The organism is Rugamonas apoptosis, assembly GCF_014042355.1.
In the GTDB taxonomy this organism is placed as follows: Bacteria; Pseudomonadota; Gammaproteobacteria; order Burkholderiales; family Burkholderiaceae_D; genus Rugamonas; species Rugamonas apoptosis.
In genome coordinates this window covers 334,830-361,418 of record NZ_JACEZU010000008.1, presented here as the reverse complement: position 1 = coordinate 361,418, position 26,589 = coordinate 334,830, and the positions used below count along the sequence as shown (strand labels likewise).

The following is a 26,589-nucleotide window of genomic DNA, read 5'->3' as shown; positions in this document are numbered from 1 at the left end:
ATCAATGAAATCCGCCAATTTTGATTTCGACTGGCTTGTCATAGGCTCCGGTTTTGGCGGAAGCGTCTCGGCGCTGCGCCTGGCGGACAAGGGCTATCGCGTTGGCGTGCTCGAGCGTGGCCGGCGTTATCGCGACGAAGACTTCCCCAAGTCAGCCTGGCAGCTAGGCAAGTTCATGTGGGCACCGGCGCTGGGTCTGAAGGGCATCTTTCGCATGGCGCTGTTTCGACACGCCTTAGCCGTCAGCGGGGCCGGCGTCGGCGGTGGCAGCATCGTGTACTCCAACACCATGTACCGCGCTAAGCCTGAATTCTTCGAGAATGCGCAGTGGCGCACGCTCGGCAGATGGGACAAGCTGCTGCAGCCACACTACGACACCGCCGAGCGCATGCTCGGCGTGACGCCCGTGCCCTTCGATTCGGTCAGCCAGCAACTGATCCGCGAGATGGCCAAACACTTCGGAACCGAGGACACGTTCACCCGCACACCCTGCGCGGTCTACTTCGGTGAGCCGGGCAAGACCGTTAGCGATCCCTACTTCGGTGGCGAAGGCCCCGACCGCACCGGATGCACGCGCTGCGGCGCCTGCATGGTGGGCTGCCGCGTCGGCGCCAAGAACACGCTGGTGAAGAACTACCTGTGGTTCGCCGAGAAGCGCGGCGCGCAAATCCTGGCGGAACGCGAGGTCGTCGACGTCACCCCGCTCGGCGCCGCCGACGGCAGCGAAGGCTATCGTGTGACCACGCAGCGCCCTGGCGCCTGGTTTGCGCGCGATCGCCAAACCCACACCGCGCGCGGCGTAGTGTTCGCCGGCGGCGCGCTCGGCACCAACGAATTGCTGGCCAACTGCAAGCACGGCGGCTCGTTGCCTCGGATTAGCGACCATCTCGGCGAGTTGGTGCGCACCAACAGCGAATCGATCCTGACGGTGCTCCTGCCCGAGGACCGCAATACCTGGAATGATGTGGCCATCAGTTGCAGCGTGCACGTCAATCATGACACGCACATCGAGTTTATCAACTATGGCCGTAACGCCGACTTCGTTGGCATGCTTTATACGGTGCTGGTCGGCAAGGGCAACAGGATCACGCGGCCGCTGAAGTGGCTGGGCAGCATCGCATTGCATCCGGTGCAGTGGCTGAAGACGCTGTGGCCGGTGGGCTGGAGCCGACGCATGGTCATGCTGCTGGTGATGCAGGCGCTCGACAACGCCATCGCGCTGCGCGCCAGGAAGCGCTGGTTTGGCGGCGGCTACCGCCTTGCCTCCACCCAGAATCGCGACAAACCGAACCCGACGTACATCGAAGCCGGCAACCGGGCGGCCAAGTGGCTGGCGCGACACACCGGCGGCATCGCTCAGAGCAATACGCTTGAGGCACTGGGCAACATTCCGACCACTGCCCACCTGATCGGCGGTGCTGTCATAGGTGAGGATCCAGCGAGTGGTGTGGTTGACCGCCAGCTGCGCGTGTTTGGATACCGCAACTTGCTGGTGTGCGATGGATCCGCGATGCCGGCAAATCCCGGGGTGAATCCATCGCTGACGATCACGGCGCTTGCCGAACACGCGATGGCACAGATCCCGGCAGCGGGGGACGCCTCGACGAGCATGCTGGCCGAGCGCGCGCGCCCAGCGGTCTTGCCGGTTGCGAATGCGACCGACGCGGCCTAGCGATGAAACCCGATTAGACAATGCGATCCCGGACGGGGCTAAACCAAGCGTGCCTATTCGCGGGCAATGCGGTCCCGCCCCGCCGGAAAGCCCTGCGCTGCCAATTCGGGCGGCATACACAACGGGCCCATGAGTCTCGCGACTGTGTACGTGCGTCGCCTGTATGGTGATCTTCATGCCGCAGTGAGCGCGGGTTATGCCACTACCGTGGCGTAGGGCGCCGTCGGCTGCTTAGCCGCGTTCACGGCGATAAGCTGCGGAGCACCAGGCTGGAGAGATGGAGCGGTGCGTCCTCGGCGTCATCGAAGTTGTACTGCAATAGCGCTGGATTGAAGTAAGGGTACATGACCAGGAAGACTGCCGTCGCCGTCTCGTCGAGCGGCGTCTTGCGCTCGAACTCCTCCGTTTCGCGCCCTAGGCGCAGGATCTCCAGTAGCATCGCCTGGATGCGCCCGTCGAAGGCGCGCACTGCTTCCCAGCGCTCGGTGGCGGCCGAGGCCGCAATATCATGGAGCTTGCGATTTTCAAAGAACAGGCGCAGGCTTGACTTGACGATCGCCTTGAACATCCGCCGCAGCTTCTCGGGCGGACGGTCGACGGCGTCAATGGCCGTTTTGACATCCAATTCGATTACGTGCAGGCATCTTGTGCAAATCAGCTCGCCGATGGCCTGCTTGGAATCGAAGAACTTGTAAATATAGGCTTTCGAAAAGCCGATGGCCTTGGCAAGGTCGGAGACGGTCGTCTTCTCGTAGCCGTACAAGCGGAAATGCTCGGTCGCTGCCGCAACGATTTGATCACGCACCTCATGGTCGACCGGGCCACGGGCCGGGCCTGGAGAAATGGCCGCTCTATTCAAGTTCAACAACTCACCTCTTGTCTTTAGTTCAGCCAACGTATAACCGGTTCGCTATACGGCTGGATTACGAGCGCTTTTTCCTGCCGCCACGGGCAGAATCGAACGCAGCGCTACCGGGAGCGACTTGACTTTCTATATGGGCAAAATTTTCAGGGCCAGCCGCGATGCCATTCAGCAACATTGAAAGCGAAAATAGGACCATGTGCTCCGCTTTCATCTTGCGCCCGGGGCCAGGAACTTGATTTGAAAGGATCAGCATCGCCACTCCATGTTCAACTGACCAAGCGGCGTGCACCAACAGTTCAAAATCCTTTTCGATCCATCCTTTGGCACTGGCGTACTCACAAACGGCAGACGCAAACAAGTTAAACGAAGATGTTGCCAATGCATTTAGTTCCCTGGGGGGCTTCTTCTTGTCCCACATCCGAGGGCCAACCATCAAATAGAAAAGCCCTTTTTCACGCTCGGCAAAGCTGACATAACACTCCATAATCCGATAGAGCCTTCGAAGCGGATCGGTTGTTGACGCAACGATACCGCGGCGCAGCGCGGCGAGTTCGTGGAAGCCGTCCGCGGCGATTGCGGCCAGCAATCCATCTTTGCCCTCAAAGTGGTGGGACGGCGCTGCGATGGAGACGCCTACCGAGCGGGCCACGTGCCTGAGGCTCAATTCGCTGGCCCCTATCTCGTTCAGCAGGCGGCGTCCTGCAACGATCAGGGCGTTACGCAGGTCGCCATGATGATACGACGGGGAGGCTGCCCTGGTTGCGCGTGACGGTTTTTCCACAACGCCGCAAGCATTGTCGGCCGCTGCGTCAGACTCCTTGGATGGGGGCGAAAGGGACATTTTTTTTTGCATAATGAGAGTGTGTAAGCGTGTATTTCATTCCTGGCGCGCAAGGTGATCTTTCGTTCGTAACGTGGTCTTGACAGGCTACAAGGAATCACAAGCTGCCACTGTAAAGTGATTGTAGCAATATTAGCGCTGCTAAGATGCATAAATTTATCGATCAGAATGAATCTGATCGGAACCGGCAGCGGTGGCGGAGCGATCCGCAGGCAGCGGCAATCCAGGACGGATGATGCTTCGAAATTACCGCTTGACATCCTTCTTCCGATAAAATATTCTGCCTCTGTCGGTCCATTTTTTTGCCTTATCTTATCAATGATAAGATAGGGGGTGAATCAAAGGGGGGCATCCCTCGGTCGGATCATGGATATGCGGCGCTGCTCGGAGTATGGCATCGATAGCCCGACATGGCTGAATCAATGTTGGCCTGCGTGGAAGTGAGCTAATGCCGGATTTCCCGGAAAAGCAAGCCCAGCGGTGTTGTGCTGGATAAAAAAATTTAACCGTTGCACTAAACTTATCAATGATAAGATTGGATGCGAAGATAGGAGATGAAGTAATGAATGACGATGTTATCCTCAAAGAGCGGCACGGGAATGTGATCGTGTTATCGATGAATTCCAATCCGCACAACATCATGGGGCCAAGGCTGCTCACCCCCTTGGTCGCGGCGATGCGCGAGGCGGTCGAGCAGGGCGGTCGTGCGATTGTGCTCCGAAGCAACCTGAGGAACTTTTGCGCCGGTGCCGACGTCACGCTGTTCGATGCGTTGATCGAAGAAGCCACGACCGGGAAAGCCCAGGCCCCCACGATGGAGCTGACCGTGTTGGATATCCTGCAAGCTTTCGAGGCGCTGCCCATCCCGATTGTGGCGAGCGTTCGTGGTGCCTGCCTTGGCGGCGGACTCGAATTGGCGCTGGCTTCCGACTACGTCGTGGCCGCCGCGTCGGCCAAGTTGGGCTCGGTTGAAAGCGCGCTGGGCTTGCACCCGCTTATGGGTGGCATTCAGCGCCAGGTGCAGCGCATCGGCTTGGCGCGGGCCAAGGAAATGTCGATGCTGGGCCGCCGCTATGACGCCGAAACCCTGGAGCGCTGGGGTCTGATTAATCTGGTTGTGTCCGACGAGCGCCTCGATGCGGTCGCCCTGAGCGTGGCGACGGAACTCGCGAACGGCCCCACTGTCGCTCATGCCGCGACCAAGAAGATCGCGGCCATCGCTGCGAATGAAGGCGTTGAGGCGGCCGATCTGGTCATGGCGGAATTGCAGAAGCCCATCTGGGCATCCAAAGACGTGAAGGCCGGACTCGCCTCGTTCCTGGCGCAAGGCCCCGGCTTGACCAAATTCGAGGGGTGCTGATCATGTCCGGACCACTGCAAGGCCTGAAGGTTGTCGACTTGTCCCGCGTGCTGGCAGGACCCCTGTGCGCCCGCACCTTGGCCGATCTGGGAGCGGAGGTGATCAAGGTGGAGCCGCCGCGGCCCGACGTCTCGCGCTTCTCCTTTCCGTTCGATGATGGCATGTCCGGCTACTACGCGCAGCAGAACGTGGGCAAGCGCAATGTCAGCATCGATCTGAACGTACCTGGTGCGCGTGAGCTGATCTTCAAGCTGTGCGAAGACGCGGACATCTTCGTCGAGAATTTTCGCGCCGGTACGCTCAAGTTCTTTGGACTCGACTATGAAGCACTGTCACGCCACAATCCGCGCCTGATTTACGTGTCGATCTCGGGTTACGGCCAGGGCGGCCCGTGGGCCTCTCGCATGGCTTACGCACCGACGGTACAGGCAGAAACAGGCTTTACGCACAATACCCTCCGTCACTACGGCGACAATTTGACTCGGTGGCGCCCGGACCCGCTGTCGCACGCGGATGTCTACGCCGGACTGCAAGCGACGATTGGCGTGTTGGCGGCGGTACAGCGGCGCGCAACCACGGGCCGTGGCCAGTACATCGACGTGGCGATGGCGGCGGTCATGCTGGCGATTAACGAGCGCGCGCACGTTGACCTGGCCGGTGTCGATACCGGCGCCGAACCGGCGGTGCTGGGCGCAACCGATGGCGCGTTCTGGGTGGGGCCAGGCGGCGAGCGCTTCCTGACGCCATCGAGCCTGGTCAGTAGTCTGACCTTCCCCCAGTACTTGATGGCCATGCGCCGGGTTGAGCTGGCCAGCGATCCGCGTTTCGCCACCGCGGCGCTGCGTTCCCAGAATTATGAAGCCCTGCATGAGATCATCCAAACCTGGATGCTGACGTTCCGCGATATGAAGTCGCTCGACGCGCAGTTGGACGAGTCCAAGATCGCGATGGGTGAAATCCGCACCATGAAGGAGCTTGCGGAAACTGAATGGGCCGCCTACTGGGGCGCTGTGCACGATGTTCCGAACCGGCAAGGCGGCACATATCGCCTGCATGGCCGCCCATGGCGCTTCTCGGAAGACACGCTGGATCCGCCTGGCTTGCCCGCTTTTCGCGGCGAGCACAATGCCGAAGTGTTTGCTGGCCTCGGCATGAGCGCGCAGGAAATCGATGCACTGAAGATCGCCGGCATGCTGGTCGAGCATCAGCGTTCAAGTCCAGTCGTGCCTGCTCCTCAACCAACGCAATCAGCGGACCGGGTCAGCACGGCGGACGCGGGCGTTATCAACGCGTAGCAGCCACCGGGAATACCATGAGCACGAAAATCGACCACACACATGACCCGCGCGCGCAAAGCTGGGTGAGCAGTGCCAATGAGCCGGGCGCCGAGTTTCCCATCCAGAATCTTCCGCTGGGGGTTTTTTCTTCAGGAGGGGAATCGGCCGGCAGGATCGGTGCCGCGATTGGAGATCAGATCCTGGATTTGACGGCAGCGTTGGACGGCGGCCTGTTGCCAGGACTTGAGAGTCAGGCTGCCGCGCTACACAGCGATAGCCTCAACTTGCTGATGTCGCATGGCGCAAGCGCAAGGTTGGCGTTGCGGAGGGCCATATTCGAACTCCTGCACGTCAGCAATGCAAACGTCGTCTCTGCAGCCCGCTGCCTGGTGCCGATGAGCAGCGCGCGCATGCATCTGCCTGCGCGTGTAGGGGACTTTACGGACTTCTTTACGTCGATCCATCATGCCCGCCGCACCGGGGAGCTGTCGCGGCCCGACGTGCCGGTGGCGCCCAATTTTAGAAACATGCCGATTGGCTACCACGGCCGCGCCTCCAGCGTGGTCGTGAGTGGAACGCCGTGCGTCCGGCCGCGCGGACAAACCGGCGCCTCCGCAGCTGCGGGACAGGGGTACGTGCCATCTCAATGGCTCGATTTCGAACTCGAGGTGGGATGCTTTGTCGGGCTGGGCAATTCATTGGGCACGACGATCTCGATCGATGATGCCGAGAGCCACATGTTCGGGTTGTGCCTGGTCAATGACTGGTCGGCGCGCGATATCCAGATTTGGGAAAGTTATCCATTAGGGCCCTTCCTCGCCAAAAGCTTCATGACCAGCGTGTCGCCATGGGTCGTCACGCTGGACGCGCTGGCGCCATTTCGGGTGGCAGCGCCGACGCGGGGCGAAGACGAGCCGGCGCTACCGGAGGGACTGACCTCGCCCACGCATGCGGCCCATGGAGGCATCTCGATCGCGCTGCAAGTGCTGTTGCAGACGCAGGCCATGCGGGAGAATGGCATGGAGCCGGTGGTGCTGTCGCAGCCGCGGTTTGAAGACCAATACTGGACGCTGACGCAGATGCTGACGCATCAGACCAGCAACGGATGCAACCTGCGGACTGGAGACTTGTTGTCCAGCGGGACCGTCTCCGGCCCCGAGCGCGAGAATAGCGGCTGCCTAGTCGAGCTCAATGCCGGGGGCAAGGAGCCTATGCGCTTGCCTTCGGGAGAAACGCGGCTGTTCCTGGAAGACGGCGACATCATATGGTTGCGTGGTGTGTGCCATCGGGATGGTTACCGGCCGATCGGATTCGGCGAGTGCAAGGCGCAAATTTTGGAGGAGATGAAATGAAGCTGCAAACAGTGACGATTGCAGTCAACGGCACGCCGGTGACTGCCGAGATCGAGCCGCGCGAGCTGCTGGTGCATTTTCTGCGGGACCACGTGGGGACGGGGACGCACATTGGCTGCGACACCTCGCAATGCGGGGCCTGTTTGGTGCGGATTGATGGCGAGACGGCCAAGTCCTGCACGGTTCTGGCGGTTCAGGCGCAAGGCCACGACGTCACCACAATCGAGGGGCTGGGCACGCCGAAAGAGTTGACGCCGCTACAGCAAGCCTTCATGGAATCGCATGGGCTGCAATGCGGCTTTTGCACGCCGGGCATGGTCTTCGCGGGCCAAGCCTTGCTGGACCGGGTCCCGAACCCGACCGAAGAACAGGTACGCGAAGCCCTGCACGGCAATCTGTGCCGCTGCACCGGGTATCAGAACATTGTCAACGCGGTCCTGCTGGCGGCAAGCCGCGGGATTCAGGCTGCCGGCGCTTCTGGCGATTCCAAGGAGGGTCTGTAATGAGTAAGCTCAATGATCGGCCATCCGCTCGCCTGGTCGGGCAATCCGTCACCCGGCGCGAAGATCCGCGCCTGCTGACCGGTCGCGGCCGCTTTACCGATGATATCGCGATTGAAGGCCTGGCCTGCGCAATGGTGTTGCGCTCGCCCCACGGCCACGCGCTGATCAAGTCGATCGACACGTCAGCGGCATTGGCCATGGAAGGGGTGGTGGGCATTCTGACCTATGACGACTTGCGCGGCAAGGTCGGTGATATCCGCCCCAACTGGGTGGTGGGCGAGGTTCACATCCCGGCTCATCCTGCGCTGGCGGATGGGCGGGTGCGCTATGTTGGCGAATCGGTCGCGCTGTTGGTCGCCAATACGCGGCAGCAGGCCGCCGATGCGCTCGAAGCGATCGTCGTCGATTATGAAGTGCTGCCTGCCGTGGTGGACGAGGAGCTGGCCGTGCGGGAAGGAGCGCCGCAATTGCATGACAACGTGCCCGGCAACCTTCTCAGCGTATACCGTGCCGGCGGCGGCGACTATGAGGCGGCGGCCAGCCAGGCTGACCACATTGTTCGGGTACGGCTTGTCAACAATCGTCTCATTCCCAGCCCTATCGAACCGCGGGCTGTGCGCGCGGCCTACGATACGGCGGACGACAGGCTGACGTTCTACCTGCCCTCGCAGGTGCCGCACATGTCCAAGCGCTGGCTGGCAGAAACCCTGGGCTGGCCCGAACACAAGATCCATTTGGTCGCGCCTGATATTGGCGGGGGCTTCGGATGCAAGATGCACTTCTATGCCGAGGAAATCCTCGTCGCATTCGCGGCGAAACACTTCGGGCGGCCGGTTGGCTGGACCGAAACGCGCAGCGAAGCGCACATGGCCACCACCCACGGTCGCGCGCACATCGAGAACGTGGAAGCGGCGGTCAGGAAGGATGGCCGTGTGCTGGGCATCAAGTTGCGCTCATACGCCAATCTGGGGGCCTATCTGTCGAACATGGGGACCGGCATCCCGACGATCAACACGGTGTCATTCGCCTGCGGCAACTACGACATTCCCGCGCTGGATGGGGAGATGCGGCTGGTGACGACCAATACCACGCCGGTCGATGCTTATCGCGGCGCTGGCCGGCCGGAGGCCGCGTATATCATCGAACGAACGATGGATGCGGTCGCTGCCGAATTGCGTATGGACCCGGTTGAACTGCGCCGCATCAACTTGATTCGATCGCATCAGTTTCCTTATAAGCCTTACGGACATCCGCTGCTCCTGTGGGATACCGGCAACTACGAGGGGTGTCTCGAAGCCGCGGTGAAGGAGATCAGCTACAACGCATGGCGCCAGCGGCAGGCTGAGTTGCGGGCGCAGGGGCGCTATATCGGCGTTGCCGTCACTTGCTACATGGAACTGGTTGGCATGGGCAGTTCGGCCGTGCTAAAAATGCTCGGATTCGACCGCGGCGGATGGGAAAGCGCGCTGTTGCGCGTGCATTCCGATGGCAAGGTCACGCTGTTCTCCGGGGCCATGCCACAGGGCCACGGACACGCGACCAGCTTCGCGCAGATCATTGGCGATGCGCTGCAACTGCCGCTCGACCATATCGATGTCGTCCAGGGCGATACCGACCGGGTGCCCTTCGGGCACGGCACCTTCAATTCGCGCTCCATGGTGGTGGGCGGCACCGCGGCCCACATGGCGGCGGGGAAAATTCTGGCCAAGGCGCAGCTCATTGCCGCTTGCATGCTCAAGGCGCAGCCGGATGAAGTCAACTACGCGCGTGGTACGTTCAGTGTCGCCGGCCAGCCGGAGCGCAACATCGGCTTCGGCCAAGTCGCGCGCATGGCGTATGTGAGCTACGGACTGCCAGTGGGCATGGCGCCGGGCCTGGAAGAAACCGTGTTTTACCAACCTGAAGAAATGGTGGCGCCATTCGGCAGCCACGCCGCCGTGGTGGAGGTCGACATCGAGACGGGGGAGGTGAAGATTCTCGATTATGTCGCGGTGGACGACGTCGGCAACATGATCAATCCGATGCTGTGCCATGGCCAGATGCATGGCGGCATCGCCCAGGGCATCGGCCAAGCCTTGTATGAGGGCGTCGACTACGACGAGACGGGGCAGCTGCTGACCGGCTCATTGCTCGATTACGCCTTGCCGAAAAGCGAACAGATTCCGTCGATGCGCACCAGCTTCCAAGTGACGCCGACCCCGGTGAACCCGCTGGGCGTCAAGGGAATCGGCGAAGCCGGCTGTGTCGGCGCGCCGACGGTGATCGTCAGCGCGGTGTGCGATGCGCTCAAGAGCTTCGGTATCACCCACATCGACATGCCGTTGACGCCACCCAAGGTGTGGTGCGCCATCCGCGCAGCGCAAGCCGCAGAACAAAAGGAGCTGAACACATGATCCCCAGTGCTTTTGATTACGTACGACCCGGCAGCGTGGCCGAGGCGCTTGGCCAGCTTGCTCAGGGGGGCGAGGGCGCCAAGCTGATGAGCGGCGGCCATTCCTTGCTGCCCATGATGAAGCTGCGCCTGGCTGCGCCTTCGACCTTGATCGACGTCAGCGCGCTTGCCGAACTGCAAGGCATCAGCGTCGGCGCGGACGAAGTCGTCATCGGTGCCGCCACCACCCACGCCAAGCTGGAACACCATGCCGAGGTGGCCAGAGCGCTGCCGCTGATTCCCGCCATGGCCCACCTGATTGCCGACCCGCATGTGCGCAATCGCGGCACCATTGGCGGCTCACTGGCGCACGCCGATCCGTCGGCGGATTGGCCGGCCGCCATGTTGGCCCTCGATGCCACGATCGATGTGACCGGGCTCCAAGGTTCCCGTTCGATTCCGGCCGCTGCCTTCTTTAAGGGTCTGTTCGAAACCGATCTCGGGTTCGATGAGGTCCTGGTGCGGGTGCGCATCCCGGTGGTGCCAGGGCGGCGCATGGCGTACCGCAAGTTCCGCCATCCGGCCTCGGGCTACGCCGTCGTCGGCGTGGCCGTGGTGCTGGACTTTGAGTCGGGCCGGTGTGGCGGCGGGCGGATTGCGGTGACTGGCTTTGCCGAGCATGCCTTCCGCGTGCACCTGGCCGAAGCCGCGTTGGCGGGATATGCCGGCCAGCCGGACCGGACGGAGCACTTGCTCGATCTGGCATTCGATGGGGTTGCTCCGCTGGAGGACCGCTTCGCCGACGCCGGCTACCGCACCCAGCTCGGCCGGACGATGTTGCGCCGTGCGCTGGCCGATGCGATTGCCCCGGAATAATCAATAAGACGAGGAGACGGCAATGACTACAACCGGAGCGGTGACCACGAGTAAGCAGCTGAAATCGATCTTGCATACGCTAAGCAGCCCGCGACGCGTGCCGTTGTCGTCGGCAAAGGGCGCGCTGCTTGCGCTGGGAGGCGGCGCGCTTTTGGCGGGCCAATGTCTTGCCGCGGATGCCGGCACAGATGACCGCGCGAGCATGCGGCCTGTGACGGTGGAACATATCCGTATCAGTTCGAAACGGTCCTATGACGAAGTTAGAAGCGCGCTTGAATCACGGATTCGTCCGTTTCGGATTGAGCGAGTGATGCCGTTCGTGATGCAGGGCGACATGGCCGGCGCGCGCGCCGAGCTGGAGCAATTGGCAGCTCCCACGGGACTGTCGATTCTGTATTCGCTGGATCATGGGCTCGCGCTCTCTCTGGAGGGCGCCCCCCGGAAAGCCGTGGGTTACGGTATTGGCAATGTCCTGATAGCTGCCTCCATGAACCAACACAATCTGGCCGCTGGTCTCTACGCCCCCATCCGTGTGGTGCTGTATGAGGGAGCCGACGGTACCGCACTATTCGAATACGACAGACCTTCGTCGATGTTCGGGCAGTTCGGCGACGCGGCGATCGATAGCGTCGCCGCGCAACTCGACGTCACGCTGAAGAATCTGTTGCTGGAAGTCAGTAAGTAAGATTTCGTTTAATTAATCATTTTTTGGGGCCCTTGGGCTTGGATGTATGGAACTTATTGGAGAAAAGCTGATACCGGCGCCGATTTCGGCAACCTGGGAGGCGTTGAACGATGCCGAGGTGCTCAAGTCCTGCATTGCGGGATGCGAGTCGCTGGACCAAGTGCAGGCGAACATGCTCGCCGCTCAGGTGGCTCTGAAAATAGGACCTGTCAAGGCGCGCTTCAAGGGCACGTTGACATTGAGCGATATGAACCCGCCACACAGCTATGTGGTGTCCTTCGAAGGACAGGGGGGGATCGCCGGTTTTGGCAAGGGAGCGGCAGACGTCTCGCTCACGGAACAGGGAGATCAGACGCTCTTGCGTTATGCGGCCCGTGCCCAGGTGGGCGGCCGCCTGGCCCAGGTCGGATCGCGGCTAATAGATGCCGCCGCGGCGAAGATCGCAGAGGATTTCTTTGCCGCCTTTGAAGTCCAGTTGCAGCCGGCCAGCGTCGAAGCGGCGGCGAATCAGCCCGCCTTCCTTGGCAAAGCCGGGGTACGGGCGACATCGCGCCTGACCGATGCCGCCGCGCCGAAGGTCATCGCGCATGCCATGCCGGCGGCCGGGATGCGGTTACCGCCATTATCTGTTGCAGCGGCGGTGGATCAGCCGAACGTTTTCGTCAAGACTGGGGAGCCGGCCAAACCGCGCCCGGCCGTTGCCGCCACGCCGATCCAGCTCGTTGGAGAAAGAGTGCTTCCCGCACCGATATTTGCGACTTTCAATGCGATAAACAACGCCGATGTGCTCAAGTCCTGCATTTTCGGATGCGAGTCGCTGGAACATCTGCGGGCGGACACGCTGATGGCGGTGCTGGCGCTGGGCATCGGCCCGGTTGGCGCGCGCTTCAAAAGCACAATCCAGCTGAGCGACATGCTGATTCCAAGCAGTTATGTGCTGTCGTTCGAGGGGGAAGGGGGGACCAAGGGGTGGGCCAACATATCGTTGATCGAAGATGGCAGGCAGACGCGCGTGCGATACTCGCTCCAGGCTCAGGTCAGGGGGCCCTTGGCCAAGGCAGGGCCGCGCTTGATCGAAGCGGTGTCGGCGCAGGTCGCCAAGAGTTTCTTTTCGGCGTTCGAGGCGCGCTTGTTGCAGCCAACGGCTGACATGGCGGCCAGCCGGTCCTCGGTTCCGGCCAAGACGGGGACGCCGGTAAAAGGGTGGCTTTGGGTGCTGTTGGCGGCCGGCGCCGCGGCGGCATATACCATGTGGAGGTAATTGGTCATGGATACGGTTGATCTGGATGTCTTGCGTACTTGTTCGGCCTGGCTGGAGGACGACCGCGCCGTGCTGCTGGTGACCGTTGTGCGCACCTGGGGCTCGTCGCCCCGTCCCGTCGGCGCAATGATGGCGTTGCGCGACGATGGATTGGTGGCCGGATCCGTATCGGGCGGATGCATCGAGGACGACCTGATCGCCATCGTACAACGAGGCGGCATCGCAGCCCTCGTTCCGGACGGCCTGCCCCGTTCTGTTACGTATGGTGTGGCGGCGGAAGAAGCGCACAAGTTCGGGCTGCCGTGTGGCGGGACTCTGCAACTCGTGCTCGAACCGCTGGGCCGCCGCAGCGCCATTGGCGAGCTGGTAAGCCGCATTTCGGTGCGCCAGCTGACTCGGCGGCGGCTTGACATGGACACCGGGACCGTGGAACTGGGCGATGCTGGCCAGGCCGACGCCTTGAGCTTCGATGGCTGCTATCTGGAGCACGTGCTTGGCGCTGGCTTTCGGCTGCTGGTCATCGGCGCGGGGCAGCTCTCGCGCTATCTGTGCGAAACGGCGCTTGGCCTGGGCTTCGACGTCACGGTGTGCGATCCGCGTAGCGAATACATGGACGTGTTCGAAGTCGAAGGCATCGCGCTGCTGCGTTGCATGCCCGATGATGCCGTGCAGGACATGAAACTGGATGAGCGCTGCGCCGTGATTGCGCTGACGCACGATCCAAAGCTGGACGACCTGGCATTGCTCGATGCCCTGCGAACACCGGCGTTCTATGTGGGCGCGCTGGGCTCGCGCGTCAACAATGCGAAGCGGCGGGAACGCCTCAAGGAACACTTCGGCTTGGCGGAAGACGAATTGGCACGCCTGCGCGGGCCGGCCGGCATCTATATCGGCAGTCGCACGCCGCCGGAGATTGCGTTGTCGATCCTCGCCGAAATCGTCGCGGTCAAGAATGGCGTGGAAATCCCGCGACTGTTCGCGGTCGCCGGCGCCAAAGAGGTCCAGTCCTTGCCGTCTTCACCGCAAGCGTGCGCGGTCTAGCGAAGGTGCCGCCTCGCCAATAATGAGTGAACCGAATCCACGCATGCGCACGGCTTAACAGCTATACATCAAAAAAATTACAGGAGACACATCATGGGCATACTCATCGCCACAGGCGACCATCACGGTGATCGCGGTTCCATGTCATGGGATCACCGACGGCGACGCAACCGAGGGTAACGGCGGCACCGCTTAATTGCGACATTGCCGCCGCCTCATCACTTCTCAACAGCCTTTTGATCGTTGTGTATCCGACGCGCACCGCGCGTCGGCAGGGGAGCTTTTTGCCTTTTCCCCAGGCATTCAAGAAAGAATTTTTTTTCGCAGTCCAAAAAGGAGGAGACACGAATATGAAGAACATCCACGAAAGACGGATCGACGCAGTGCGAAACCGTTTCACACCCAGCGCTGTGGCGCAAGCGTGCGCCGCGGCGATGACCTTACTAGGCGCAGGTTACGCTGCATCGGCCAGCGCCGGTGACTTCAGCCTAACGAACGGAATCGAGGGGCAATGGTCGCTCGGCGCCTCGGTCGGCAGCAGCTGGCGCGCACGCGATGCCGACCCGGCGCTGAGTGGCGCCGGCGACGGCGGACGCAGCGTGGGCCTGAACGATGACGGCAACCTCAATTACGGCAAGGGTTCGGCATTTTCGACGATTGCTAAGGTCAACGGCGAGGTCAAGCTGAAGAAAGACAACGTCGGCGCGGTCATCGGGGCCAAGGGCTGGTATGACTACGCCGGCGCGAACAAGAATGTCGCGCACGGCAGTTTCGCCAACGGCTACGTGCCAGGTGCGACGCTGGACGATGCCGGATTCGCCCCGTTGTCCAAGTTTTCCGGCGTCGCGCTGGATAACGCCTATGTATTCGGCACCTTCGATGTGGCCGCGGGCGCGCCGTTGCACGTCAAGCTCGGCAACCATGTCGTAAACTGGGGTGAAAGCCTGTTCATCCCTGGCATCAACCAGTTCGGTGCCTTCGATGTCACGGCGGCCAATCGCCCGGGGGCGCAGGTGAAGGAGATCTTGCTACCCATTCCCCAGGCATCGGCCACCCTGAGTCTCCCGGGCGGCGTCAATGTGGAAGCGTTTTACCAGTTCAAGTGGAAGAAAAACAACCTGGACGGGTGCGGCACCTACTGGTCATTGAGTGACCTCCTGAACTGCCCCGGCGGAGCGGTCATTGGTGGCGAACCGCTGTCGGATCAGGCGCGCTACAGCGGTGTGCCGGTCGCGCCCGGGCTGCCGCCATTCAACTTCCGCATGGGGCGTGCCGACGATGTCCAGCCCAAGGACAGCGGCCAATTCGGCCTGGCGGCACGTTACCAGGTCGCGGCGATCGACACCGAGATCGGCGCATATTTCGCCAATTACCATGCACGCAATCCTGTCTTCAGCACGGTGAAATCACCATCGCCAGGCGCCTCGGTCTGGTCCGGCGCGCTGGCGCCGTTCGGCGGAGTTGGCCCGGCCCAATTCTTCTGGGACTATTCGGCGCAGAATACCAAGGTCTTCGGCGTGAGCGCCTCGACCGTCGTGGGCGGCTGGTCGCTCGCTGGCGAGGGGAGCTATACCAAGGATGTGCCGGTGCAGATTAACACCAATGACATGCTGGCCGGCTTGGTCATGGGCGTCGGCCCGCAGGCAAGTCTCGCCGCTCTGCCGGGCGGAAGCACGGCGCGTGGCTACGATCTGAAGAACAAGACACAGCTGCAGGTATCGACCGTCAAGATCTTCCCGCGGATAGCGGCCGCCGAATCGCTGACCCTGGTCGGCGAAGTCGCCTATCAGCACTGGTCGGGCATTGGTGATCCCAATACCTCGACTCGCTACGGACGCGCTGCGCTCTTCGGCCTGGCACAAACGGCAACGATCCCGTGCGCATTTACCGGCAATCCCAATCCGGACAATTGCGAGAACAAGGGATTCGCGACCAGTAACGCGTGGGGATACCGTCTGCAGGCTGAGTTGAGCTATCCGGATGTCTTCGCCGGCGTCAACCTGAAGCCGCGGCTGTTCTGGTCACACGACGTGAAAGGCTATTCCGCCGACGGCACCTTTGTCGAAGACAAGCAAGTGCTCGGTCTGGGCATGCGCGCGGAATACAACACGCAGTATTACGTCGACCTCAACTACACGAGCCGCAAGCGCAGCGCCAAATACGACATTTTCCACGACCGCGATTACTTCTCGGTGGTTGTAGGCATCAATTTCTAAATACCAAGGAGACCATGGAATGAACACCAAATCACTACTGTCACTGACCTTGTTCGCCTGCCTGGTGGCCGGTGCCGGCGGCGCGGGTGCCGCGATGACTGCGCAGGAACTCGAACGCCTGGGCAAGGACCTGACCCCGATGGGCGCCGAAAAGGCGGGCAACAAGGACGGCAGCATTCCCGTCTGGGACGGCGGGTTTCCCACAACGCCTGCGGGTGTTGATCCGAAGGACGTTTATGCCGATCCGTTCCCCAAGGAAAAACCACTGTATACGATTACGGCGGCCAACCTGGAACAGTATCAGGGCAAGCTGATTCCCGGCCAGATCGCGATGTTGAAGCGGTTTCAGGATTACAAGATGTTGGTCTATCCGAGTCATCGCACCGCGGCGTTGGAGCAGAGCGAGTACGACCATATCAAGGCTGAAGCCGGCAAGGCGGCGTTGGCCGAAGGTGGCAACGGGATCCTCAATGTGAAAAATTCCACGGTGCCGTTCCCGATGCCGAAAAGTGGCGTGGAAGCCGTCTGGAATCACATGACGCGCCATCGCGGGGGGAGCTTTATTCGTTATACCTCCCTGCTTCCGGTACAGGCCAACGGCGCCTTCACGCCGGTGGTGCGCATCGAACACATTGCCTTGGCCTCGAAAGTAAAGAATGCGGAACCGAACCGGCTGCTTTACTACATGCGAACCGACACCGCGCCGTCCAGCCAGGCGGGCACGGCATTGCTAGATTACGAACCGCTCGACCAGGTCAAGGAGCAGCGACTCGTATGGACGTACAACCCGGGCTCGCGTCGCGTCATGCGCGCGCCGGATGTCTCCTACGATTCACCGGCGATCGGTTCCGACGGGTTGGCGACACAAGACGATTTTGACGGCTTCAACGGCGCGCCGGACCGTTTTGACTGGAAACTGGTTGGCAAGAAAGAGATGATCGTTTCCTACAACAACAACCGGCTGATCGCCAAACAAGTCAAGCCGAGCGACATCGTCAGACCCGGGCACATGAACCAGGATCTGGTGCGTTATGAAATGCATCGCGTGTGGGTGGTGGAAGCGACGCTCAAACCGGGAAAACGCCATGTCTATTCCAAGCGGGTGTTTTACATCGATGAAGACAGCTGGGCGCTCGTCCATAGCGACAACTTCGATGGCCGTGGGGAATTGTGGCGCGTCCACGAGATGCATGGCGTGCAATATAGCACCGCGCCAGCGTACGGGCCCGCTTGTGATGTCATCTATGACTTGCAGGCACGCCGCTATCTGGTCAGTTCCCTGGTCAACGCGAACAAGCCGTTCCAGTACCACGTGGAGTTCGATCTAAGCGCATTCTCTGTCGATGCGATGCGCCGGTTCGCGAACTAGTTGGCTTGCCGATGGGGCACCTGCCGGTGACCCCGTCGCTCCCTGGCGGGCACCGCGGGATGGCCCGCCGTGTCCGGCTGCTCTGATGAAGAAGCAAAGAAGAGACGTCATGATTCATACAACTTTGGCAAAGATTGGCAGCACGAGACGGTATCTGCTCGTCTGCATCGCACTTGCGGCGCCGCTGCTGGCGCATGCCGGCATAGACCGCTTGGATAACCCCGCTTACCTGGCGCCGAAAGCGTCCGGCGCGATGATGGTGGACGTCGTTCGTGCCGGCAACCGGGTCGTCGCTGTCGGTGAGCACGGCATCATTCTCTATTCCGATACGAACGGAAAAACCTGGCGGCAAGCCGCTGTCCCCGTATCCGTGACGCTGACCGCGGTCTATTTCCCGATGCCGAAAAAGGGCTGGGCGGTTGGCCACGACGGCGTGATTCTTCGAAGTGAAGACGGGGGGGGGCACTGGACAAAGCAGTTCGACGGTAACACGGCCAATGCTCTGGTGCTGGCCGCCGCGCGAAAGCGGGAAAGGGATGCGCGGGACGCGAAGCACGCGCGCACCGCCTCCTCGGAAGAAGCGGGCGGACAGCCGGTCACGGCATTGCAGAATGCCGAACGGGCGCTAGAGGATGCACAGGCCGGTGCGAAGTTCGGACCGTCGCGGCCCTTGTTCGATGTGTGGTTCAAGGATGAGTCGGAAGGCATCGCCGTCGGCTCATTCGGGCAGCTTTTTCATACCGCCGATGGCGGTCGGACCTGGGCTCTGTGGGGCGAGCGTATCGCCAATCCCGACGGCCTGCATCTCAACGCGATCTCGGCCACCGCCAAGGGGACGCTGCTGATTGCGGGCGAAGCGGGAAAAGTCTTTCGTTCCGCCGACGGCGGCGCCTCATGGACAACGCTCGATACCGGCTACGCGGGTCAACTATACGGCGTGCTTGGCATCGACGAGGGCGGGGGGCGGGAAACGCTGATCGCCTTTGGCTTTGGCGGAAACGTATTCCGTTTGACTGGCGGCAGTTCAAGCTGGCGCCGTGTCTCGGTGGAAGAGAAGAAGCCGGTGGTTTCTGGCCGCATGTTGGCAGACGGCAGAATTGCCTTGCTGACCTACGATGGCCGGATCCTGCTCGGCGATGAGCGGGGGCAAAGTTTCAGGCCGGCAACTCGCGATGCAGGCATGTCGGTCGCCGCCTTCACTCTGATCGACAACGGCGCGTTCATCGTCGCCGGCGAGAAAGGAATACGGATCGTGTCCATGAACAACACAATCAAGACGAGGCAGCCATGACCCGAAAAGCAGCAGTCCTGCGGGACGCGGAAGACCTCGCCATGCGTCGAGGTGCGGGCAGGATGGAACACCTTTTCGAGCCGATCCTGTTCGGTCATCGTCTCAAGGTGATCCTGTTCTTTCTGGTGGTATCGATTTTCTTCGCTTTCCAGATGCTGAAGTTGAAGCCCGATGCCAGTTTTCAGAATATGATCCCGGCGTCGCATTCGTACATCGCGAATTACCTCAAGTTCGAAAACGAGCTGCGCCCGCTCGGCAACGTCGTGCGTATCGCGGTCGAGAACACGGACGGCGATATCTATGATCCGGCGTATCTGGAAACCTTGCGAAAGATCACCGACGAAGTGTTCTACATTCCCGGCGTCGACCGCGGCAACCTGAAATCGCTGTGGACGCCAAACGTCATGTGGTACGAGGTGACGGAGGACGGGATGACGGCCGGGCATATCATACCCGAAGGTTTCGGCGGCTCGCCGGACAAGCTCGAACAGGTGAAAACCAACGTGGTTCGCTCCGGCCGCATCGGCAGCCTGGTGGCCAACGATCATCGCTCTGCCATCATCATGGCGCCCTTGCTCGAATCCGATCCCCAGACCGGCGAAAAGCTCGATTATGGCCAACTCTCCGAGCGGCTCGAAACGCTGATCCGGAAAAAGTATGAAACCGGTCATATCAAGATCCACATCACCGGATTCGCCAAGGTCGTCGGCGACTTGATCCATGGCGCGCGCGCGATCACCCTGTTCTTTGCGCTCACCTTTGTCCTAGCTTGCGCGCTGCTCTATGCATACTCGCGCTGCTTGCGCAGCACCGCGATTACTATCCTGTGCTGCAGCCTGGCGGTGATCTGGCAGATGGGAATCGTGCGCCTGCTCGGCTTCGGCCTGAATCCGTATTCGATCCTGGTTCCCTTCCTGACCTTCGCCATCGGCGTCAGTCATGCGGTGCAAAACATCAATACCATGGCATCCGAGGTGCACAATGGGCGTTCGAAGATGGAGGCAGCCAAAGCCACCTTCCGGCTGCTCTTCATTCCTGGCACGGTGGCCTTGCTGTGCGATGTCGTCGGCTTTTCGACGCTGCTGGTAATCGACATCGGGGTGATCCGCGAACTGGGGATCGGCGCCAGCGTCGGCGTCTTCGTGATCATCTTGACCAAGATGTTCCTGCTTCCGGTATTGATGTCGTATGTCGGCGTTTCGCCGGCCTGCCTGCGCAAGCAGGAGCGCAAGGCGCGCAGCCAGCACCGGGCTGCACGCGCGCTGTCGCGCGTCACCGAACCGCGTATCGCAAGAGCGGTTGCTGTGCTCGCGCTGGTCATCCTTGGCACGGCCTGGCATTTCAGCGGCGACCTGAAAATCGGCGACCTCGATCCGGGCGCGCCGGAGCTGCGCAGCACCTCGCGCTACAACCAGGACAATGCTTTCACGGTATCGCATTATTCGACCAGTCCGGATGTGTTTGTGGTCATGGTCACGACCAAATCGGGGGAATGCGGGTCCTATCCGGTGGCTGCGGCGGTGGAGCGGCTGCAATGGGAAATGGAGAACCTGCATGGCGTCGAATCGAGCTACTCCCTGTTTACCGGCATGAAGAAGATGATTGCAGGCAGCAACGGCGGCAACTTGAAGTGGGCTGCGATCAGCCGCGACCGCTACATCAGCAACGCGGCGCATAAGTCGCTGCCTTCGGAGCTGTACAACAACGATTGCTCGATGGTGCCGGTGATGCTGTTCCTGTCTGATCACAAGGCGGATACGCTCTCGCGGGTCGTGCAGGCGACCGAGCAATTTGCGGCTGAGCACAACAACGACGACATGCGATTCGTGCTGGCCGGCGGTAATGCCGGCATTGAAGCGGCGACCAATATCGTCATCAAGCAAGCCGAAGTGCAGATGCTGCTGCTGGTCTATGGGATCGTGGCCCTGCTGGTCTGGTGGGAGTTCAAGAGCTGGCGCGTCACGCTCGCCGTCATGCTACCTTTATATGTGACCTCGGTCCTGTGCGAAGCGATCATGGCGCAACTCGGGCTCGGCGTGAAGGTCGCCACCTTGCCGGTGATCGCGCTCGGTGTCGGTATCGGCGTCGACTACGGCATCTACATTTACAACCGTCTGGAACACTTCCTGGACCGGGGCCTCACGCTCAGGAACGCGTATTTCGAAACGCTCAAGACCACGGGCACCGCCATCGCGGTGACCGGGGTGATGCTGGCCATGGGGGTCATGACCTGGGTCTTCTCGGAAATCAAGTTCCAGTCGGACATGGGATTGCTGCTGGCGTTCATGTTCTTGTGGAACATGATCGGCGCGATTGTCATGCTCCCCGCCTTGGTGGCGATCCTGATGCCGCGCCAAGCGCCGGGTTGCAAGATGTCCGAAGCCGCGTCGAAGGCAGACGGTGGTTTCCATCTCAGCAAATAACCGGCAGGAGAAAATATATATGCACAATTTGTCAATCAGGTTAAAGCTGGTGGTGTTCTCCGGCGCCGCTATCCTGTCGCTATTGGTTGTCGCGACATCGGGATGGCTGGCTGCGCGCAGCATCGGCGAACAACTTAGCGGTCTCAGCGGGGAACGTCTTCCTTCCATTCTTAACCTGATGCGCATGCGAACCTGGCAACTGGTATCGATCTCGGAAAACAGGAACGCCATGGGCTTTGACGCGGCATCCTACGATTCGGCGCAGGATGAAGCGATCGCCGTGCAGGAGGGGAGCGCATTCTTTGCGGACGTGCTCAAGACCAAGCTCGATGCGGATATTCAGGCGCAAGCCTACTTCAACCACTACGCCAATCTACCCAAGACAGCGGAAGAACGCAAGAAGTGGCAGTCGCTGCAGACGGACTGGAAAGCGTATCTGGAGTCCAATGCGGCGACGATCAACGTCCTCAGACGCCTGGCCGAGGAGCGCGACTGGCGGCGCATGAAGCTCGGTATGAAGGATTTCACGGGTTTTGACGGCCCGGTCCGTCGGCAAAGTGAAACGATTCAGGCCCAATTGGATGGGCTCATTACGCTCAACCAGACTTACACCATACGCGCGGCCGAGGATGGCAAGCACGTCCAGGAACAGGCGCGCCTGTTGATCTTTCTGATGACCGGTGTCGCGATGTTCTTGTGCGGCGCAGGGGCATGGTGGGTTATCCATGGCATTACGATGCCGTTGCGTGAAGCGGTGAAAGTGACGGCCCGCGTCGCCACGGGCGACCTGACGTCGCAGATCGGCGGGCGCGGCCGGGATGAGATCGGCCAATTATTCGCCGCGCTGCGCCAGATGAATGGCAGCCTGGCCGAACTGGTCGGCAATGTCCGCGGCGGCACGGAATCCATAGGCGCCGCCACCCGGGAAATTTCCCGCGGCAACGCGGACCTGTCGGCACGCACGGAGTCGCAGGCCAGCTCGCTGGAACAGACGGCTGCGTCGATGGAACAGCTGACGCAAACAGTGAAGCAGAACGCGGAAAATGGGCGGCAGGCGAGCCAACTGGTGCTGTCGGCATCGGACCACGCGCTGAAGGGGGGGCAGGTGGTGGGGCAGGTGGTCGAAACCATGGAGTCGATCAGGGCGAGCTCTCGCAAGATCACCGACATCATCGGCGTAATTGACGGTATTGCGTTCCAGACCAACATCCTGGCGCTGAACGCTGCGGTGGAAGCGGCGCGGGCCGGGGAGCAGGGCCGGGGTTTCGCGGTGGTGGCGGCGGAAGTGCGCAACCTGGCGCAGCGCTCGGCAAGTGCGGCCAGGGAAATCAAGGCCTTGATCGGCGATGCGGGAGAACGGATCGACGCCGGGAGCAAGCTGGTGGACGAGGCGGGCAAGACGATGAACGACATCGTGGCCTCGGTCAGGCATGTGGCCGACATCACCGGGGAGATCACTGCGGCGAGCCAGGAGCAGAGTCTGGGTATCGAGGAAGTGAACCGGGCAATCTCGCAGATGGACCAGATGACGCAGCAGAATGCGGAACTGGTGCACCAGTCGGCGAACGCATCCGAAAGCTTGCGGGAGCAGGCGGTGAAGCTGGAGCAGGCCGTCTCCGTGTTTAAGCTGCATGGCGCCGGCGGACCGATAGCGGTGCTTCCGCTCGCGTCAGCTGCGCCTGACGCGGCGCATGCCCCCAAGAGACCGGCCATTCTGGAGATTCTGGCTGCTGAAGAGTCAGGCCAATAACCTATTGCAAACAGGAGAAGCAATGTCGCACTACCCAAAGAGCCCCATGATGGGGCAGATGATGAGCCAGCCTTTGCTCATTTCCAGCATTATTCAACATGCCGACCGCTATTTCGGCGGAAATGAAATCGTGTCGCGCCGTGTCGAAGGAGATATCCACCGCTACACCTATCGCGATTGCCACCGGCGCGCGCGCCAGATGGCCAATGCCCTCGGTAGCCTTGGCGTCAGGATCGGGGACCGCGTCGCCACCCTGGCATGGAATGGCTACCGGCACCTGGAACTGTATTACGCGATTTCCGGTTCCGGCGCGGTCATGCACACCATCAATCCGCGCCTGCACCCTGACCAGATTACCTACATCGCGAACCATGCGGAAGACCAGTACCTGTTCTTCGACATGACTTTCCTGCCGCTGGTCGAGACGTTCGCCGCGCACTGCCCGACAATCCGCGGGTTCGTGATGATGTGCGGCCGCGAGCACATGCCGGCCGACAGCAGTATTCCCAACCTGCTGTGCTACGAGGACTTGATCGTCCAGCACTCCGACCAGTACGCATGGCCGCTGTTCGACGAATACTCCGCCTCGAGCCTGTGCTACACCTCGGGCACCACCGGCAATCCGAAAGGCGTGTTGTATTCGCACCGTTCGACCGTGCTGCATTCCTGGGGCTTGACGATCCCGGATGGCTTGAACATTTCAGCGCGCGACGTCGTCATGCCGGTAGTGCCGATGTTCCACGTCAATGCGTGGGGCTTGCCCTACGCGTTGCCTTTGACCGGCGCCAAGATGGTGCTGCCGGGCGCCGCGCTGGACGGCAAATCAGTCTACGAATTGCTGGAGCAGGAAGGCGTCACGTTTTCCGCCGGCGTCCCGACCGTCTGGCTCGGGTTGCTGACCTATGTCGGCGAGAACAACCTGGGGTTTTCCACGTTCAAGCGCACCGTCATCGGCGGCGCCGCATGTCCTCCGGCGATGCTGAAAACCTTCCGCCGTCAATATGGCGTGGAAGTCACCCATGGCTGGGGCATGACGGAGACGTCGCCGCTGGGAACCACGTGCACCTTGCAGCGCCATCACCTGGACTTGCCTGAGGAAGAGTTGCAGGCTGTGCTGGAAAAGCAGGGGAATGTGATATTCGGCGTCGACATGAAGATTGTCGGAGGCGACGGCAAGGAACTTCCCTGGGATGGCAAGACGTACGGCGACTTGCTGGTGAAGGGACACTGGATCGCCGGCAGCTACTTCAAAAATGAAGGCGGCGACGTGCTTGACGGTGGCTGGTTCCCGACTGGCGACGTGGCCACGATTTCCCCCGACGGCTATATGCAGATTACCGACCGCAGCAAGGACGTGATCAAGTCCGGCGGCGAGTGGATAGGCTCGATCGATCTGGAAAACATCGCGATGGCGCATCCGGCAGTGCTGCAAGCCGCCTGCATCGGCGTGTTCCATCCGAAGTGGGATGAACGTCCATTGCTGATAGTCGTGAGGAAGTCGGGCGCCCAAGTCGGCAAGGAGGAATTGCTCAAGTTCTATGAAGGAAAAATCGCCAAATGGTGGACGCCGGACGACGTCGCCTTTGTCGAGGCGCTGCCGATCGGCGCCACCGGCAAGGTATTGAAGAACCGCATCCGCGAACAGTTCAAGGACCACACGCTGCCGACCGCATGATTTGATCGGATGTCGAGAAGAGGAGAGAAAATGAGCCAATACGTAACGGTCACCATGGACAACGGCATAGCCGACGTCAGACTCAACCGACCGGAAAAAATGAACGCCCTGAACACGGGCATGTTTGCTGAGCTGCTGGAAGTGGGCGAACGCCTGAGGCGGGATACCTCGCTGCGGGTGGTGGTGTTGTCCGGCAATGGCAAAGCCTTTTGCGCGGGCCTGGACATGCAGTCTTTCGAACGCATATTGGCCAGTGGTTCCATCGATGACGCGGCCGGCGGTCCATTCGGTTCCGGGTTGATCGAGCGCACCTTTGGCGCCGCCAACGCCTATCAGCGCGTGGCGACGGTATGGCGCGACATACCGGCGCCCGTGATCGCGGCGGTTCATGGCGTCGCATTCGGCGGCGGATTCCAGATTGCGCTCGGCGCCGACATGCGTTTCGTGGCCCCCGACACACGCATGGCGGTGCGGGAAGTCCAGTGGGGCATCGTTCCCGACATGGCGGGCATGCTTTTCATGTCCGAGCTGGCGCGCCCGGACGTGGTGCGCGACTTGACGTACAGCGGCCGCGAGTTTTCAGGTGAAGAGGCGTTGCGGTTGGGCTTCGCCACCCAGCTGCACGCCGACCCGCGCGCGGCGGCGTTGGACTATGCCTGCGGCCTGGCGGAAAAAAGCGTCGATGCGCTCAGGGCGTGCAAGCGCCTGCTGAACCTGGCGTTGACTGCCGATCCGGCCGCCATCCTGCAAGCCGAATCCCTGGAACAAGAGCGCCTGATTGGCAGCGCTGGGCAACTTGCCGCCATCGAGGCGCATTTGCGCAAGGGGCATGGCGGTTGAGTCTGTTTCCCCTGGATGCCTCGAATTATCACAGGAACCTATCATGCTCAATGCAAAACAACACAGCGGTACTCACGCCACCGAACAGTCGTTCGTGAAGGTCGCCCCCACCGTCACCCTGCGCTATGAAAAATCCGGCGAGGGTCCGCCGCTCGTCCTTCTTCATACGATCCGTACCCAGATCGAGTATTTCCGCGAGCTGGCGCCGCTGCTGGCAAAAAAATTCACCGTGTACGCGGTGGATTTGCCCGGCCATGGATTGTCTTCCATCGACACCTCGGAACTGTATGACGAGCCGTACATGCGCAAGCAAATTATCGCCTTCCTGCAAAGCATGGATCTGCGCGGGGTGACCATGGTTGGCGAATCGATCGGCGCGGTGATCTCCCTGACGACAGCCTCCGATGTTCCCGGCCGCGTGAAGGCGGTCTACGCGCTCAATACCTACGACTACGAGACGCGATACGGCGATGGTCTGCGCCGCGGCAACTGGTTTGCCAACCTGATCATCGGCGGCCTGCAAATCCCGGTCTTCGGGGCGATCGCTGCGGCGATCGCCACGCCCTGGATCGTACGTAAGGTCATGGGGGGCGGCTATGCCGATCCGCGCAAATTGCCGGCTGACCTGCTGGCTCTGTTCTTCAAGGCTGGCAGCCGCCCGCACTACCATTACGTTGAGCGCAAGGTATTGGCGGTATGGCGTTCCTGGAGCACGGCGCGCGAGCGGTATTTCGGTGTGGAAGCGCCGGTAACGCTCATCTATGGCGAGAAGGACTGGTCACGCGTCCCGGAGCGCTATCGCACCAGAGACGCGCTGAAAAATGTCCGCATGTTCACGCTGCGAAATACAGGCCATTTTTCGGCGGTAGAGAATCCGCAGGAAGTGGCGAAGATTATCCTGGCGTGACGCAGGTCGGGGGC

The 26,589-nt window shown here is 61.2% G+C and carries 20 protein-coding genes; 18 read left to right on the top strand and 2 right to left on the bottom strand.

Annotated elements, in window-relative coordinates; translation table 11 throughout:
• Positions 1–4 precede the first annotated feature (4 nt).
• On the top strand, positions 5–1,672 hold the full coding sequence (locus H3H39_RS17920) for a GMC oxidoreductase (protein WP_220461590.1): 1,668 nt from the start codon (positions 5–7) through the stop codon (positions 1,670–1,672).
• Between the two features lie 241 nt (positions 1,673–1,913).
• Here the strand turns inward: H3H39_RS17920 and H3H39_RS17915 are convergent, their stop codons facing one another.
• Positions 1,914–2,531: a TetR/AcrR family transcriptional regulator gene (locus H3H39_RS17915; protein ID WP_375540443.1), complete on the bottom strand. Its 618-nt coding sequence runs from the start codon at positions 2,529–2,531 to the stop codon at positions 1,914–1,916.
• A gap of 64 nt (positions 2,532–2,595) precedes the next feature.
• Complete coding sequence (locus H3H39_RS17910; protein WP_182154990.1) at positions 2,596–3,378, bottom strand: TetR/AcrR family transcriptional regulator; 783 nt, start codon at positions 3,376–3,378, stop codon at positions 2,596–2,598.
• Between the two features lie 562 nt (positions 3,379–3,940).
• On the opposite strand from H3H39_RS17910, the gene H3H39_RS17905 reads away from it, so the two are divergent.
• The 17 genes from H3H39_RS17905 to H3H39_RS17825 all read left to right on the top strand — a co-directional run bounded on the left by H3H39_RS17905 (position 3,941) and on the right by H3H39_RS17825 (position 26,575).
• On the top strand, positions 3,941–4,738 hold the full coding sequence (locus H3H39_RS17905) for an enoyl-CoA hydratase/isomerase family protein (RefSeq protein WP_182154988.1): 798 nt from the start codon (positions 3,941–3,943) through the stop codon (positions 4,736–4,738).
• Positions 4,739–4,740: 2 nt separating this feature from the next.
• A complete protein-coding gene (locus H3H39_RS17900) occupies positions 4,741–6,033 on the top strand; it encodes a CaiB/BaiF CoA transferase family protein (RefSeq protein ID WP_182154986.1) in 1,293 nt (430 codons plus the stop codon).
• Between the two features lie 17 nt (positions 6,034–6,050).
• Complete coding sequence (fahA, locus tag H3H39_RS17895; protein WP_182154984.1) at positions 6,051–7,367, top strand: fumarylacetoacetase; 1,317 nt, start codon at positions 6,051–6,053, stop codon at positions 7,365–7,367.
• Complete coding sequence (locus tag H3H39_RS17890) at positions 7,364–7,870, top strand: (2Fe-2S)-binding protein (protein WP_182154982.1); 507 nt, start codon at positions 7,364–7,366, stop codon at positions 7,868–7,870. Before fahA ends, H3H39_RS17890 begins: the two co-directional genes overlap by 4 nt.
• Positions 7,870–10,263 carry a xanthine dehydrogenase family protein molybdopterin-binding subunit gene (locus H3H39_RS17885; protein ID WP_182154980.1) on the top strand — a complete coding sequence of 798 codons (2,394 nt, stop codon included), beginning with the start codon at positions 7,870–7,872 and terminating at the stop codon, positions 10,261–10,263. Before H3H39_RS17890 ends, H3H39_RS17885 begins: the two co-directional genes overlap by 1 nt.
• Positions 10,260–11,117 carry an FAD binding domain-containing protein gene (locus H3H39_RS17880; RefSeq protein WP_182154978.1) on the top strand — a complete coding sequence of 286 codons (858 nt, stop codon included), beginning with the start codon at positions 10,260–10,262 and terminating at the stop codon, positions 11,115–11,117. The genes H3H39_RS17885 and H3H39_RS17880 overlap by 4 nt, the downstream gene beginning before the upstream one ends.
• A 22-nt stretch (positions 11,118–11,139) precedes the next feature.
• A complete protein-coding gene (locus H3H39_RS17875; protein WP_182154976.1) occupies positions 11,140–11,802 on the top strand; it encodes a DUF302 domain-containing protein in 663 nt (220 codons plus the stop codon).
• Between the two features lie 46 nt (positions 11,803–11,848).
• A complete protein-coding gene (locus H3H39_RS17870; RefSeq protein ID WP_182154974.1) occupies positions 11,849–13,063 on the top strand; it encodes an SRPBCC family protein in 1,215 nt (404 codons plus the stop codon).
• Between the two features lie 6 nt (positions 13,064–13,069).
• The gene (locus H3H39_RS17865) at positions 13,070–14,104 is read left to right on the top strand and encodes an XdhC family protein (protein WP_182154972.1); all 1,035 of its coding nucleotides are present in this window, start codon (positions 13,070–13,072) and stop codon (positions 14,102–14,104) included.
• Between the two features lie 350 nt (positions 14,105–14,454).
• Positions 14,455–16,320, top strand: coding sequence for a DUF1302 domain-containing protein (locus H3H39_RS17860; protein ID WP_182154970.1), 1,866 nt, complete (start codon positions 14,455–14,457; stop codon positions 16,318–16,320).
• Between the two features lie 19 nt (positions 16,321–16,339).
• The gene (locus tag H3H39_RS17855; RefSeq protein ID WP_182154968.1) at positions 16,340–17,689 is read left to right on the top strand and encodes a DUF1329 domain-containing protein; all 1,350 of its coding nucleotides are present in this window, start codon (positions 16,340–16,342) and stop codon (positions 17,687–17,689) included.
• 109 nt (positions 17,690–17,798) lie between these two features.
• Positions 17,799–18,980 (top strand): WD40/YVTN/BNR-like repeat-containing protein, encoded by a 1,182-nt coding sequence (locus H3H39_RS17850; RefSeq protein WP_182154966.1) that lies wholly within the window; start codon positions 17,799–17,801, stop codon positions 18,978–18,980.
• Positions 18,977–21,403: an efflux RND transporter permease subunit gene (locus H3H39_RS17845; protein ID WP_229218114.1), complete on the top strand. Its 2,427-nt coding sequence runs from the start codon at positions 18,977–18,979 to the stop codon at positions 21,401–21,403. The genes H3H39_RS17850 and H3H39_RS17845 overlap by 4 nt, the downstream gene beginning before the upstream one ends.
• Before the next feature lie 19 nt (positions 21,404–21,422).
• Positions 21,423–23,153, top strand: a complete 1,731-nt coding sequence (locus H3H39_RS17840) for a methyl-accepting chemotaxis protein (protein WP_182154964.1) — start codon at positions 21,423–21,425, stop codon at positions 23,151–23,153.
• A 22-nt stretch (positions 23,154–23,175) separates the two neighbouring features.
• A complete protein-coding gene (locus tag H3H39_RS17835; RefSeq protein ID WP_182154962.1) occupies positions 23,176–24,828 on the top strand; it encodes a 3-(methylthio)propionyl-CoA ligase in 1,653 nt (550 codons plus the stop codon).
• 30 nt (positions 24,829–24,858) lie between these two features.
• Entirely contained in the window at positions 24,859–25,668 is an 810-nt protein-coding gene (locus tag H3H39_RS17830; protein ID WP_182154960.1) for a crotonase/enoyl-CoA hydratase family protein, read from the top strand.
• A gap of 43 nt (positions 25,669–25,711) precedes the next feature.
• Positions 25,712–26,575, top strand: coding sequence for an alpha/beta fold hydrolase (locus H3H39_RS17825; RefSeq protein ID WP_182154958.1), 864 nt, complete (start codon positions 25,712–25,714; stop codon positions 26,573–26,575).
• Positions 26,576–26,589 lie beyond the last annotated feature (14 nt).

Bases quoted from the DNA above. Each gene is read 5' to 3' on its own strand.
- H3H39_RS17920 (WP_220461590.1), top strand. From the start codon at position 5: ATGAAATCCGCCAATTTTGATTTCGACTGGCTTGTCATAGGCTCCGGT.
- H3H39_RS17910 (WP_182154990.1), bottom strand. From the start codon at position 3,378: ATGTCCCTTTCGCCCCCATCCAAGGAGTCTGACGCAGCGGCCGACAAT.
- H3H39_RS17855 (WP_182154968.1), top strand. From the start codon at position 16,340: ATGAACACCAAATCACTACTGTCACTGACCTTGTTCGCCTGCCTGGTG.
- H3H39_RS17880 (WP_182154978.1), top strand. From the start codon at position 10,260: ATGATCCCCAGTGCTTTTGATTACGTACGACCCGGCAGCGTGGCCGAG.
- H3H39_RS17890 (WP_182154982.1), top strand. From the start codon at position 7,364: ATGAAGCTGCAAACAGTGACGATTGCAGTCAACGGCACGCCGGTGACT.
- H3H39_RS17850 (WP_182154966.1), top strand. From the start codon at position 17,799: ATGATTCATACAACTTTGGCAAAGATTGGCAGCACGAGACGGTATCTG.
- H3H39_RS17875 (WP_182154976.1), top strand. From the start codon at position 11,140: ATGACTACAACCGGAGCGGTGACCACGAGTAAGCAGCTGAAATCGATC.
- H3H39_RS17860 (WP_182154970.1), top strand. From the start codon at position 14,455: ATGAAGAACATCCACGAAAGACGGATCGACGCAGTGCGAAACCGTTTC.
- H3H39_RS17900 (WP_182154986.1), top strand. From the start codon at position 4,741: ATGTCCGGACCACTGCAAGGCCTGAAGGTTGTCGACTTGTCCCGCGTG.
- H3H39_RS17825 (WP_182154958.1), top strand. From the start codon at position 25,712: ATGCTCAATGCAAAACAACACAGCGGTACTCACGCCACCGAACAGTCG.
- H3H39_RS17830 (WP_182154960.1), top strand. From the start codon at position 24,859: ATGAGCCAATACGTAACGGTCACCATGGACAACGGCATAGCCGACGTC.
- H3H39_RS17835 (WP_182154962.1), top strand. From the start codon at position 23,176: ATGTCGCACTACCCAAAGAGCCCCATGATGGGGCAGATGATGAGCCAG.
- fahA (WP_182154984.1), top strand. From the start codon at position 6,051: ATGAGCACGAAAATCGACCACACACATGACCCGCGCGCGCAAAGCTGG.
- H3H39_RS17870 (WP_182154974.1), top strand. From the start codon at position 11,849: ATGGAACTTATTGGAGAAAAGCTGATACCGGCGCCGATTTCGGCAACC.
- H3H39_RS17865 (WP_182154972.1), top strand. From the start codon at position 13,070: ATGGATACGGTTGATCTGGATGTCTTGCGTACTTGTTCGGCCTGGCTG.
- H3H39_RS17845 (WP_229218114.1), top strand. From the start codon at position 18,977: ATGACCCGAAAAGCAGCAGTCCTGCGGGACGCGGAAGACCTCGCCATG.
- H3H39_RS17905 (WP_182154988.1), top strand. From the start codon at position 3,941: ATGAATGACGATGTTATCCTCAAAGAGCGGCACGGGAATGTGATCGTG.
- H3H39_RS17840 (WP_182154964.1), top strand. From the start codon at position 21,423: ATGCACAATTTGTCAATCAGGTTAAAGCTGGTGGTGTTCTCCGGCGCC.
- H3H39_RS17885 (WP_182154980.1), top strand. From the start codon at position 7,870: ATGAGTAAGCTCAATGATCGGCCATCCGCTCGCCTGGTCGGGCAATCC.